This is a genomic window from Lysinibacillus sp. G4S2, assembly GCF_030348505.1.
Classification (GTDB): domain Bacteria; phylum Bacillota; class Bacilli; order Bacillales_A; family Planococcaceae; genus Lysinibacillus.
Window position 1 is genome coordinate 470,586 of the sequence record NZ_JAUCFJ010000002.1, and the last position, 12,479, is coordinate 483,064.

The 12,479-nt window shown below is 38.1% G+C and carries 11 protein-coding genes; 5 read left to right on the plus strand and 6 right to left on the minus strand.

Annotated features, from left to right (window positions below):
• Positions 1–235: 235 nt before the first annotated feature.
• The 3 genes from QUF91_RS02660 (at position 236) to QUF91_RS02670 (ending at position 4,104) form a co-directional block, all read left to right on the plus strand.
• Positions 236–367: a hypothetical protein gene (locus tag QUF91_RS02660; RefSeq protein WP_289416755.1), complete on the plus strand. Its 132-nt coding sequence runs from the start codon at positions 236–238 to the stop codon at positions 365–367.
• Positions 364–3,456 (plus strand): hypothetical protein, encoded by a 3,093-nt coding sequence (locus QUF91_RS02665; protein WP_289416756.1) that lies wholly within the window; start codon positions 364–366, stop codon positions 3,454–3,456. The genes QUF91_RS02660 and QUF91_RS02665 overlap by 4 nt, the downstream gene beginning before the upstream one ends.
• Positions 3,457–3,843: 387 nt before the next feature.
• Positions 3,844–4,104, plus strand: coding sequence for a hypothetical protein (locus tag QUF91_RS02670; protein WP_289416757.1), 261 nt, complete (start codon positions 3,844–3,846; stop codon positions 4,102–4,104).
• 7 nt (positions 4,105–4,111) lie between these two features.
• On the opposite strand, the gene QUF91_RS02675 is transcribed toward QUF91_RS02670, so the two are convergent.
• On the minus strand, positions 4,112–4,687 hold the full coding sequence (locus QUF91_RS02675; protein WP_289416758.1) for a TetR/AcrR family transcriptional regulator: 576 nt from the start codon (positions 4,685–4,687) through the stop codon (positions 4,112–4,114).
• Between the two features lie 145 nt (positions 4,688–4,832).
• Here QUF91_RS02675 and QUF91_RS02680 point away from each other — a divergent pair, with 145 nt between their 5' ends.
• Complete coding sequence (locus QUF91_RS02680; protein ID WP_289416759.1) at positions 4,833–6,308, plus strand: MDR family MFS transporter; 1,476 nt, start codon at positions 4,833–4,835, stop codon at positions 6,306–6,308.
• Between the two features lie 469 nt (positions 6,309–6,777).
• Here QUF91_RS02680 and QUF91_RS02685 read toward each other — a convergent pair whose 3' ends face one another.
• Positions 6,778–7,353 (minus strand): TetR/AcrR family transcriptional regulator, encoded by a 576-nt coding sequence (locus QUF91_RS02685; protein ID WP_289416760.1) that lies wholly within the window; start codon positions 7,351–7,353, stop codon positions 6,778–6,780.
• A 1,023-nt stretch (positions 7,354–8,376) separates the two neighbouring features.
• Entirely contained in the window at positions 8,377–10,608 is a 2,232-nt protein-coding gene (gene helD, locus QUF91_RS02690; protein WP_289416761.1) for an RNA polymerase recycling motor HelD, read from the minus strand.
• A gap of 162 nt (positions 10,609–10,770) precedes the next feature.
• Between helD and QUF91_RS02695 the strand changes: the two genes are divergently transcribed.
• Complete coding sequence (locus QUF91_RS02695) at positions 10,771–11,490, plus strand: glycerophosphodiester phosphodiesterase (protein WP_289416762.1); 720 nt, start codon at positions 10,771–10,773, stop codon at positions 11,488–11,490.
• Between the two features lie 15 nt (positions 11,491–11,505).
• Here QUF91_RS02695 and QUF91_RS02700 read toward each other — a convergent pair whose 3' ends face one another.
• From QUF91_RS02700 to QUF91_RS02710, 3 genes are read right to left on the minus strand one after another with little or no spacing between them, the layout of a single operon-like run.
• Entirely contained in the window at positions 11,506–12,009 is a 504-nt protein-coding gene (locus QUF91_RS02700; RefSeq protein WP_289416763.1) for a hypothetical protein, read from the minus strand.
• Positions 11,903–12,280 carry a hypothetical protein gene (locus QUF91_RS02705; protein WP_289416764.1) on the minus strand — a complete coding sequence of 126 codons (378 nt, stop codon included), beginning with the start codon at positions 12,278–12,280 and terminating at the stop codon, positions 11,903–11,905. Before QUF91_RS02705 ends, QUF91_RS02700 begins: the two co-directional genes overlap by 107 nt.
• Before the next feature lie 17 nt (positions 12,281–12,297).
• On the minus strand, positions 12,298–12,423 hold the full coding sequence (locus tag QUF91_RS02710; protein ID WP_289416765.1) for a hypothetical protein: 126 nt from the start codon (positions 12,421–12,423) through the stop codon (positions 12,298–12,300).
• Positions 12,424–12,479: the final 56 nt, after the last annotated feature.

The following is a 12,479-nucleotide window of genomic DNA, read 5'->3' on the forward strand; positions in this document are numbered from 1 at the left end:
TTTGTACTGTAAGTAGCTTCGGATTATCTCTTGTTTTCTTATCGTTTACTTTGCTAACTTTTTATTTTGGAGAAATTATGCCCAATCTTAAGTTTTTGAGATGCAGGATAGAGGCGATTATCGGTTGAAGCTAATTGCTTATAGACAACCGTTTTATTGCGATTGGTTTTTTTAACAAGTGAATCAATAAAAAATGAGATGGGTCACTTGTTAAAAATTAAAAAGAGAAATTAATTTGAAGAAATGGGAAGGTACGCAAAGTGATCGATACACGATACACTTCATTGTTTTAGTTATTATTCATTCCATTATTGAGGGTAATAATGGAATGAAATTATATAAAAAGGTCGGTGAAAAGAAAGAATGAGGAAAATATTAATTTCGATGTTGGTCATTCTTCTAGTCTTCTCTGAGCTGAATGTTTCAGTGGCGGAAATGTCTGTTGCTGATCCTACAGAGCCGGAAATCGAATGTGAGGAACAGCTAGTGACTGACAGCGAAGAAAATCAATCAACTCAATGTGAGGAACAGTCAGAGCCTGGGAGCGAGGAAAACTCAGCAACTGAAGGAGAGGAACAGCCAGAATCTGAAAGTGATGGAAATTCAGCAACTGAAGGAGAGGAACAACCAGAATCTGAAAATGAAGAAAATCTAGCAAATGCATGTGAGAGTCAGTCAGAGTCTGAGAGTAAAGAAAATCTGGCAACTGAAGGTGAGAAACAGCTAGAGTCTGACAGTAAAGAAAATCCAGAAATAGATTGTGAGGAACAAAAAGAGCCTTACGGTAAAGAAAATCCGGAAATTGAATGTGAGGAAGGTTTTTACCTTGAAGAGGAGCTAGCTATTGAAGGTGAAGAGCAGCTAGAGTCTAATAATGAAAAAGAGCTAGCAGCTGAAGGTGAGGGGCATCTAGAGCCTAATAATGAAAAAGAGCTAGCAGCTGAAGGTGAGAAGCAACTAGAGTCTAACAATGAAGAAAAGCTAGCAGCTGAAGGTGAGGAGCAGCTAGAGTCTAATAATGAAAAAGAGCTAGCAGCTGAAGGTGAAGAGCAGCTAGAGTCTAATAATGAAAAAGAGCTAGCAGCTGAAGGCGAGAAGCAGCTAGAGTCTAACGATGAAGAAGAGCTAGCAGCTGAAGGCGAGAAGCAACTAGGGTCTAACGATGAAGAAGAGCTAGCAGCGAAAGGCGAGAAACAGCAAGCACCTAAATGTAAAAGAGCTATTTTACAAAGTGAAGGAATGCTACTAAGAGATGTTGGTAAAATCGGCGATATTAATTTTGTCGACCTTGGATTGGATTCCCCGAATGAATTAGATGGATTTACACAAATGGAAACAAATAAGGGGCTTCCATTCACGGTAAAAGGAGAGAACGAGAGAGAGTATTACATGTATTTCGGAGACATTAATAATGCACGGTCTAAAGACTCGTTGGGAGTAGGGGACTCTTATATAAATAGGTATTATGATGACTGGAATCGTCCATTGCCTGATAAGAATACAACACTTGAAAGTTTAGTAAGTAAAAAGTATGTACACGCAAATATTTTCCAAGTAATGCTAGCATTAGGAACCAAAAATGATGATCATAGTAGTATCATGACGTACTTTTATAATGGCGGGAGACCTTCGACTAATCCATTAGGGAGTGGGCTAGTGATTGCGCACGGGCCTCATCCAGACGCGCGACCCTTTTTTCAATCTCAAGCTATGCCTATGTTAAAGCTATTTAAAAATGAAACGAAACAGGAATTAATTGCTTATGCAGCTGTCATTAATGGTAACTACTTAGATGGCTATATAAAAATTAAAATGAGTGCTGTGAATAAAAAAGGACGTATTAATGTAAGTATGAAATATTTGAAATTAAGCGCTAAATATAAATTCACAAATTTTGCTTATTCTGCCCATATGGATATTGGGCATCGGCATACGGATAGTAGGATGTATTCGTTAGGAAATGACCGAGGATTCTATTTTAATGAGCATTGGAAGGGCAAAGAGGATAGTTTAAACATTAGGGATGGAAGAAATTATGTTCTTTATTTCTTCCGTGATGGCTATGCAAATCATCCAACTCAGTTTAGACCAAATGATAATGAACCGTCAAACTACCCATTTAGTAGTGAGTTTTTTCCTGCAATGAGTTCGTCGGGGATTAAAGATATTGTTCCTTATACTATGTATAACTACACATGGCACCCAGGTTGGGCATTAAGATGGGACCCAGATGAACTAAAGCCTGGCTCTATCAGAGAGGCGAATCTTGAGGTTGCAGTAACTGAGAAATTAGATATTGCGCCAGAGATTCAATTAGACAATAACCATGGATATACAGATGATGGTTATCGTATTTCAGGAACATGGAAAGATAAAGAAGGTGATTTTGCTTATCTATATTATGAGGTAGACGGTGGGGCTCCTAATAAAGCCAAAATGCTATTTTCACTATATCCAGGGGAAGATAATGACTGGGAATATACGATTCCGATGGATCAAGTGAAAAAGGGTTTAGATCACGATATTACTGTATATGTGGTGGACGATGATGAACTGGAATCTCCTAATAGAAAAATAAAAATCCGCCCAACATTAACGATTACAAATCAAGTACTTGATAAAGATGGCAAAGAGTTAAAAGAGATCGCGCCAGGTGAAACCTTACGCTATGAGATTTCGGTAAAATCCGGCTATATCTCTGAAGATAAAGGCACATACGGTCAGTTTTTTAGGATTATTCAAGAACAGGGTACACAAATTGAACAGTCAACAGACCTTAAAATAATCGATGGAACTGGACAAGAAATCAAGGAAGCAACATATATCGAATCACCAAATGGGATTGTAGTAATGCTCCCTACTGACTTGCCGCGTTCTACGGAAGTAAAAGTTACTTATAATGCTAAAGTGAAAGAAGATGCGGCAGAAGGAGAAGTTGTTAAAGCTCAAGCGACAGCATCAGGGCAATACAGTACGGGTGATGGAGTCAGTCAAACATCAAATAAAGTGGAAATACCCATTATTGGCGTTTTGAAGTTTAATTCTGCGCCTCAAGAAATCGACTTTGGAGGAGAACTTAAGATTTCGCCAAGAAATAAAACGTATCGTCCAATCAAAGTGGATACGCCTTTAACAGTAAAAGATAGTCGTCCACTGTCGAGCAACCCTTCGTGGACGATGACAGCAAAACTAGATAAGCAGCTAACCACGGAGACAGGGTCTAGATTAGAAGGCTTACAATACCGATATCGTGGGAATGTTTCCCCTCTGACTGAAGATGCTTCTGTACAGATTTATCAAAAGGAAACAAAAAACAGTGAAGTAGTCAATATTTCTGATACATGGGAAACGAGCGAGGACGGACTTTATTTAGAAGTGAGAGCAGGAACCGCTAAGGCTGACGCTTATGCAGGAGTGATAAAGTGGGAACTACAGAATGTACCGCCGAATCGATAGCAGAAGGTAGATGATTTTAAACTGAACAGGGTCATTTGATGTGTGATTCGAATTTTACCATGAGCGATGCGAAAAATGGCAGTTCGTTTATTCAATTGGCATGCATGTGATCAACCAAATTAATTAAAAGATGGATGATCTACGCCAAAGAAAGTTCTCATATACTGAGCGTTTGAATACAAAATATTACCACTAAGAGAGATGTATCATTCATTTGATACATCTCTTTTTGGTTAGCAAAAAAATGTTCTAAAACACGTATATAAAGTCTAAACGCCCTTACCAAGAGTTGTGGATGACATTTGTTAAAACGTATACCAACAGATGTTTTTTGCGCAAAAACATACGATGTTGGTTACAAAGGCGCTATCTAATGAATGAAGATAGTTGTCCCAAGCGGCTCATCGCCCCCCAGGAAGCTTTGCTCTGTGCGAAAGCGAGGCGTCAGCAAATGTTTTATCTGTGCGAAAGCGAAGCGACAGCAACAACAAATGTTTTATCTGTGCGAAAGTGAAGCGACAGCAACAAATGTTTTATCTGTGCGAAAGCGAAGCGACAGCAACAACAAATGTTTTTCTGTGCGAAAGCGAAGCGACAGCAACAAAGCGTCCAGTCGGAGCGGAAATCAACCACACGTTATGGAGATAATCCAATTTTATTCCTTTTCAAATAGAAAAATATCTTGATTGATCATTGCATGAAAGTATTGATCCATTTCTTTTGCTGAAACGTCATTTCTATTTTGTAACCACCATGTACTTAACGTTGTAATGACACCTGAGTGATATTCGATAATTAAATCGAATGGTATCGTATGATTGTTAGAGATTCGAAGTAATTCTTCATCTTCCTGTATCTTCATTTCACGAGTTTGATAAGTTATAAAGTTAATAAATTGCTCATCATCCATTTGAGACTCTAAAATCTTACCAAGCTCTTTATGATGTAAGAATTGTTCCATCACTTGAAATGGCTTCGTTAATCGATCTGAAAGTGGTGCTATCGAAACTTCCTCTTGAACTTGTTTAAATCCAAATGCCAATAATGCATTTTTATCCTCAAAGTGTTGATAGAATGTTGTTCGATGAACCATCGCACGATCACAAATTTGATTAATAGTAATGGAACTATATTTCTGTTTTGATTGCGTCATTAATTCAAATAAAGCTTCCGACAATAGTTTATGGGTACGTCTAATACGTAAATCCAGCTGCCTCTCATTACTTTTCATCTACACTTCTCCTATTCTGTAGTTTAATTGTACAACTGTCGAAAATTGATTCTTCTCTTTTAATCTATACGTGTATATTATATGACTTGTGTTCTTTTGTATACACATGTATTAATAATCAAGACAGCAGGAGGAAAGTTAATAAATGAATATGACGACTACAAGTTCTACAAGTAGCAAAGTTGATCTTTCTACTATTAGACATAAGCCAATAATAATTGCATTAATGTTAGGTGCAATGGTCGCGCTTTTAAACGAAACATTACTTGGTAATGCATTAACTGTACTAATGAGAGAGTTTGATGTAACAGCTTCAACCATTCAATGGCTTTCTACGGCCTACATGTTAGTTGTTGGCGTTTTAGTGCCGATCACAGCATTACTTCAACAATGGCTCACAACAAGACAAATGTTTTTAACCGCCATGATTACATTTTTAGTCGGTACATTGATTGCTGGGGTTGCTCCGACGTTTAGCGTTTTATTAATCGGTCGTATTGTCCAAGCAATCGCTACTGGATTAATATCGCCGTTACTAATGAATACGATTTTAATTATTTGTCCACCTGAAAAACGTGGTGCCACAATGGGCTTAATCGGACTTGTTATGATGTCTGCTCCAGCAATTGGTCCTACCTTATCCGGAGTTATCGTTGATTCACTTGGTTGGCGCTGGTTATTCTACTTTGTTATTCCTGTAGTCATCATTGCCATCTTAATTGGAATTAAGTATCTTCAAAACGTCTCAGAGTTAACACGACCAAAAGTGGATTATATATCTATTGTTCTATCGACAGTAGGTTTCGGTGGTATTGTGTATAGCTTTAGTTCTTCAGGTGATTTAGGATGGTCAGATCCTAAAGTTTATGTCACTTTAATGATTGGGGTTATAGCGTTAGCCATTTTTGTTGTTCGTCAATTAAAAATAGATAATCCAATTTTAGAACTACGCGCGTTTAAATTTCCAATGTTTACTTTATCAGTTGGGTTAATATTCATCGTCATGATGTCCCTGTTCTCAACGATGACATTATTACCGATGTTTTTACAAACGGTTTTACTTGTGACAGCCTTTAAATCAGGGCTCATCATGCTACCAGGAAGTATTATTAGCGGCATTATGGGACCGGTTGCAGGTAAATTATTTGATAAATTAGGGCCGAAAATTATTATTATCCCAGGTATTGGGCTAGTTGCCGTTGCAATGTGGTTATTCAGTGGCATTAACGCAGAAACAACATTAACACAAATTATCTTGATGCACAGCGTATTAATGGTTGGACTCATGTTTGTCATGACCGTACAAACATATGGTTTAAATCAATTGACACCCGAGCTTTATCCACACGGTACAGCGATCTTTAATACGTTATCACAAGTAGCTGGCGCAATTGGAACAGCTATATTTATAGCAAAAATGACAACAGGCACAGCTAACTATATGGAAAACTCGGCAAATCCAATGGATCCAGTTGAAAATTTAAATGGTTTAACATCCGGCTTCCAAGGGGCATTTACGCTTGGTTTAGTCTTTATAATTGTTGCCCTCGTTGTATCGTTTTTCTTAAAAGGAGAGAAAAAGAAAGTAAAAGCCACTCAGCTCTTACACAATGAAAATTAGAAGAGTTTACATTTTGTATTGTCATTTAACTTCTTGTGGATTAGCGTCACAATAGATCCGTATCATTGTAAAAGGTGAAAATAGATTGAACACGCATTTTGATTAAACTTTTCAAAATGCGTGTTTTTTTTAGGGGAATTTCCAGGAGATTTAGAAGAATTGTTGTCGGTGGAGATTCAGCTGTTTAATATTCAAACAAATAAAAATATGTAGAACGTATCAATAGTATGTAAATATTAGAGAAATTTTGCTCATAGTTGCTCATCGGAAGCCCCTAGGAAAGTGCCCAGTCGCAACCACACATTATGGTGATGATCCCTCATAGTGGCTATTGTGAAAAGAAAGGGATCTATTGTAAGATTGTGACTCATATCAGTCAACTTGTCTCTTTCGAAGAGGTGAATATTAAAGGCATATCATCCAAACATATTGAAATCTCATCAATTTCCTGCACCAAAAACGTCTTTATTTATTTCTTTTCAAATTGAAAAGTATCTTGATTGATCATTGCATGAAAGTATCTATCCATTTCTTTTGCTGAAACGTCATTTCTATTTTGTAACCACCATGTACTTAACGTTGTGATGACACCGGAGTGAAATTCGAAAATTAAGTCAGCTGGTATCGTTGAATCTTTACAAATTCGAAGAAACTCTTCATTTTCCTGTTTCTTCATTTCACGAGTTTGATAGTTCATAAAGTAAATAAATTGTTCATCATCCATTTGCGACTCTAAAATTTTACCAACCTCTTTATGATGTAAGAATTTTTCTATCACTTGAAATGGCTTCGTTAATCGATCAAAAAGTGGTATTATCGAAGCTTCTTCTTCATATTGTTCAAACCCAAATGTCAATAATGCATTTTTATCCTCAAAATGTTGATAAAATGTTGTTCGATGTACCATTGCACGATCACAAATTTGGTTAATAGTAATGGTACTATATTTCTGTTTTGATTCCGTCATTAATTCAAATAAAGCTTCCCACAATAATTTATATGTACGTCTAATACGTAAATCCAACTGCTTCTCGTTACTTTTCATCTACACTTCTCCTATTCAGTAAATTAACCATACAATAATTGAAAATGATTTTTTCCTTTTACTCTACACATGACAATATTATAGTACATTCGATCTTTTGTACGGAGTTATATTGTTATTCATTCGTCAATTAAAATCGATAACCCAATTTTAGAACTACGCGCCGTTAAATTTCCAATGTTTACTTTATCAGTTGGGTTAACATTCTTCCAACAGTGGAAGTGCCGGCTGAAAAAGTGAAGGAAGGTTACACCATTATAGGCTGTTATAAAGATGCAAACCTCAATAGCATGGGATTTTGTGAAAGATACCGTTATGCTGTGATTAATTAGGGTATTTTTGGATGATTGGAAATTCACTTTATTTTCTCTGACAATAGATGCACAACTATACAAACAGATGTAAATATAAATGCATGCATTAATGCTTCAACCAAAGGATATTTTTGATAAAAAGATAGAATAAGCAGCATGACGATAAAAAACAAACTATAAAAAATCAACTTTTTTTTCATGTTCCACCTCTTAATATTCAATTTAAAACGCCTAATAAAGTCGGAGTCAATTTAAGTTGTTTAAAAAGATGGAGTGAAATGGAGTTTCTATTCCATCTTTTGTGTTTTAATGGCGAACGCTTTAAATCCTTATAGTCAGTATATTATCTTAGGTGGAATGGCATCTAAATCTACCATATTATTTTATATGTAATTTTGTGGTAAAATAGGTAATGTTGAGGATGGATAACAGATGAAGCACTTAGTCGAAACGGAAATCAGCCCCACGTGATGATGAACCTTTTTATCATAAATTTGTAACTATCTTCATATAGTATCAGTAAGCCTATGAAAGGAGTCGTTATCATGCGTATGCCGGCACTGCCTAAAAAAAAGTCTCCTCCAAAGGAAGCACCTCGTTCGTGGTGGAAGGTTGTTAAAGCGTATTTATCCAGAGGAAAGTTTTACCGTTTACCACCTCGGAATTGATAATTCTATTAAAAAAAGTCGCCGTGAAAGTAGCGACTTTTTTATTCATTTTCTAATAGAAAAGTATTTTTTGTTGGGCCAACTAAGTATAGCTCATGCATTGCTCGAGTGAGTGCCACATAAAGTAGCTTTCGATCAATTTTCGTATCGTAGAAAGGGACATCGAAGGCAGCTACGATGACCGCATCAAATTCAAGGCCTTTAGCTAAATGACTCGGAACAACGAGCAGTAATTCCTGATTGATGGACTCATTTTCAGTTAGGAGTTGAGCAGCAATCTTATTGTTTATTAATTCTTGCTGCATAGATTTTGCTTCTGCAGTAGTTTTACAAATTAAAGCAATGGAATGATGTCCGTTGGCACGAATGGCTTCAAAAATTTCTTTTATTTGTTGAGCATTAAAAGATTGTGCCTGTATAAAGGTTGGTGCATTGCCGTGACGAACCACGGGCTCAACTAATGGAAGCTGTTCATCCATTTGTGCTAAAACCTTGTTCGCTACCTCCATAATTTCAATTGTTGTTCGATAGCTTTTTTGAAGTGTTCTGAAGCTTGCTCGAGGAAATAGATTTTGTACGGGCTCCCAAGCAGTAAGAGATCGATAGCTGTGAATGCCTTGTGCTAAATCACCAACCATTGTAAACATATCCGTTTCAAGTCCTGTTTTTAAAGCAGCAAGCTGAAATAAACTATAGTCTTGTACTTCATCGATGAAGACAACCCGCATTTTCCATTCGTCTGGAATTCCTTTTAAACGTGCTTGTAAATAATAAAGTGCAGCTAAATCTTCAAGCACCCATCGTTCTTTAACATGTACTTGTAAAAATTGCTGTTGCTCAAGATGATGCCACTCTGGTGCAAGCTCTGCTAAAAGCTCAGCATTTGTTAGAAGGGTGCGATAGAGAGTTTTAATATTATGTTTAGCAAAGCGACGCATATAAACAGATACTGTGGATTTAGCCTCTTTCTCAATAGCAGGAATACGTTCATCACGTTCGTCAATAAACTTAGTAACAATGCGACGACGTTTGTCATCATCACGAATTCCATTTAATGCTTTCCCAAGCGCTTCATCATATTTTTTATGGAGCATATTTAAAATAGCCTGTTTCTTTTGACGGACATGGCTTGCTAGCACCTTTTTAATATGAGCTAGTCGTTTTTCAATTGGCATATAAGAAAATTCATATAAAAATAGCTTCTTTAAATGAGAGGCACGCATAATACAATATTTCTCAATAAGAACATCCTCAAACTGGTTAGCAATTTCCTGCTCGATTTTTAGGACGTATCGTTCTATTACATCTCGGTAATAAAGAGAGCCCTTCATTTCAGATATCCAGGAAATTGACTGTTGGGGTCCTCCTGCAACAAGAGATTCTAATTGCTCATTAGGGTTTTGAAGTTTCAGCTTTAGCTTAGTCGCAGCTAGAACATAATCAGTAAAGGTTGTTTGGCAAATTTTATCGACACCGAGCTCTGGTAAAACGTCGCCAATATAATCGATAAATAACTTATTCGGTGCTAAAATCATGAGCTGCTCAGGATTAAAATGCTCGCCCATTGTGTAGAGGAAGTAAGATATTCGGTGTAGGGCAATTGTTGTTTTTCCACTACCAGCAGCCCCCTGTACGATGATAGGCTGACGAAGATGTGCTCGTATAATTTCGTTTTGCTCCTTTTGGATGGTGGAGACGATTTCTGTCAAACGCACATCTGCTTTCCCAGCTAATGCTTCTTGCAGTAATTCATCGTTTGTTGTTAAATCAATATCCCGTATATCGAGCAATTCACCATTTTCTATTTTATATTGTCGCTTGGCAAATAAATGTCCCTTATTGATCTCTCCGCGAACATCATATTCCATATCCCCAAGGCGACCATCATAATAGACGTTTGCTACTGGTGAACGCCAATCGACTATAATAGGTTCGTGGGTTTCTCGATGAAACAAAGAGGTTTTACCGATATAAAGAAATTCTTCAGGATCTCCAGTCTTTTGAAAATGAATTCGGGCAAAGTATGGCTTTTGTTGAACAGCCTGTAAGCCTTCTTTTTGGTTTCGAGCCATTTCAAAAAATCGAGCATTTGCTAAGATATTTAAGTAACCCAAACTTGAATCTAAATAATCAAGATCTGCCATCGACTTACGAATATTTTCCTGAGCAGATTGCAAACCGCTTTGCGATTCATTTAAAATTTGCTGCATGTAATTTTTGGTGTAAGTTAGCCGTTCCACTTCAGCCTGAAAATCTGGATGTTGTGCAGTCATTTTTTTAGCACCTCCTAAGTACTTACATTTTCAAGTAGATTATCATACTACTATATATAATATTTACCATCAAGTGAAATTGTATTAGGTTTAATTAGGGAAAAGAGAAAAATGGCCCCCAGCAATCTGTTAAGGGGGGAGCGAAATAGGAGGTTATCAAATTTGAATATTTTTGCCCATAGAGGCGTTTCTGCACATTACCCTGAAAATACTATTGCTGCTTTTGTAGCTGCATCAAAGCTTCCGATTACCGGGATTGAACTAGATGTTCATTTAACAGCGGACAGGGAGTTAGTCGTTATTCACGATGAAATGATTGATCGCACATCTAACGGTTCTGGCTACGTAAAGGATTACACGCTACAAGAACTTCGTGCATTTGATTTTGGTTCATGGTTTTCTTCTGAATTTGAGGACGAAAGCATTCCAACTCTAGGTGACATATTAGAGCTGTTCGCAGGTACAAATCATCGCATTAATATTGAACTAAAAACAGATATATTTCCGTATAATGGAATAGAAGCGCTTGTTATTAAAGAAGTTGCCGCATACCAAATGACAGAGAGAGTGATTATTTCCTCCTTTAACCATGAATCGATTCAAATCGTCTCACAAAGGGCACCATATATCGAAAAAGCAGCCCTATTTGCAGAAATTTTAGTTGATTTTAACGGCTACACAGCTCAAATCCCAGCAAATGCTATACATGTCAGCTTACCCACAGCATTTCGGAAATCAGTTAAAGAAGCTCTTAATGAAGGAGCTATTGTACGTGTATATACAGTCAATGATGTCGAAGACGCAAAGCAACTGCAGCAGCTCGGTGTACAGGGACTATTTACAGATGACCCGGAGAAGATAGTAACGGCATTGACTGTTTAATTGGAAGGGAAGAGGTTAGAGTGGCGGGTAGAACTGGCAAAGCGAAGGAAAGAAGAGTCGGAGTGACGGATAGTAGTCAGAGTGGCGGATAGAAGAGCCAGAGTGACGGATAGAACTGGCAAAGCGATGGATAGAAGAGTCGGAGTCGTAGATAGAAACGTCATAATCGTGGATAGGACCATCATAATCGTGGATAGGACCGGCAAAGTCGTGGATAGGACCGCCGGAATCGTGGATAGAACCGTTAAAGTCGTGGATAGTCCCGGCAAAGCGAAGGAAAGAAGAGTCAGAGCGACGGAAAGAAGAGCCGGAGTGACGGATAGAACTGGCAAAGCGATGGATAGAAAGGTCATAGTAGTGGATAGTCCCGCTAAAGCGGCGGATAGGGCCGGCAAAGCGGTGGAAAGAACTGTCAAAGTGACGAAAAGAAGTCAGAGCGACGGATAGGACCGTCATAATCGTGGATAGAACAGCCAAAATCGTGGATAGGACCGTCAAAGTCGTGGAAAGAACCGTCAAAGTGATGGATAGTCCCGGCAAAGCGACGGAAAGAAGAGTCGAAGTGACGGATATAAAGGTCAAAGCGACGGAAAGACCCGGCAAAGCGGCGGAAAGAACTGTCAAAGTGACGGATAGAAGTCAGAGCGACGGATAGGACCGCCGGAATCGTGGATAGAACCGTTAAAGTCGTGGATAGTCCCGGCAAAGCGAAGGAAAGAAGAGTCAGAGCGACGGAAAGAAGAGCCGGAGTGACGGATAGAACTGGCAAAGCGATGGATAGAAAGGTCATAGTAGTGGATAGTCCCGCTAAAGCGGCGGATAGGGCGGGCAAAGCGACGGAAAGAAATCAGAGCGACGGAAAGAAGAGCCGAAGCGACGGATAGAAATCAGAGCGACGGAAAGAAGAGCCGAAACGACGGATAGAAAGGTCAAAGCGACGGAAAGAAGGGTCGAAGCGACGGAAAGAAATCAGAGCGACGGAAAGAAGA

Excerpts from the sequence above, each read along its gene's own strand:
- QUF91_RS02665 (WP_289416756.1), top strand. The coding sequence starts at position 364 with ATGAGGAAAATATTAATTTCGATGTTGGTCATTCTTCTAGTCTTCTCT.
- QUF91_RS02675 (WP_289416758.1), bottom strand. The coding sequence starts at position 4,687 with ATGAAAAGTAATGAGAGGCAGCTGGATTTACGTATTAGACGTACCCAT.
- QUF91_RS02680 (WP_289416759.1), top strand. The coding sequence starts at position 4,833 with ATGAATATGACGACTACAAGTTCTACAAGTAGCAAAGTTGATCTTTCT.
- QUF91_RS02685 (WP_289416760.1), bottom strand. The coding sequence starts at position 7,353 with ATGAAAAGTAACGAGAAGCAGTTGGATTTACGTATTAGACGTACATAT.
- helD (WP_289416761.1), bottom strand. The coding sequence starts at position 10,608 with ATGACTGCACAACATCCAGATTTTCAGGCTGAAGTGGAACGGCTAACT.
- QUF91_RS02705 (WP_289416764.1), bottom strand. The coding sequence starts at position 12,280 with ATGACCTTTCTATCCATCGCTTTGCCAGTTCTATCCGTCACTCCGGCT.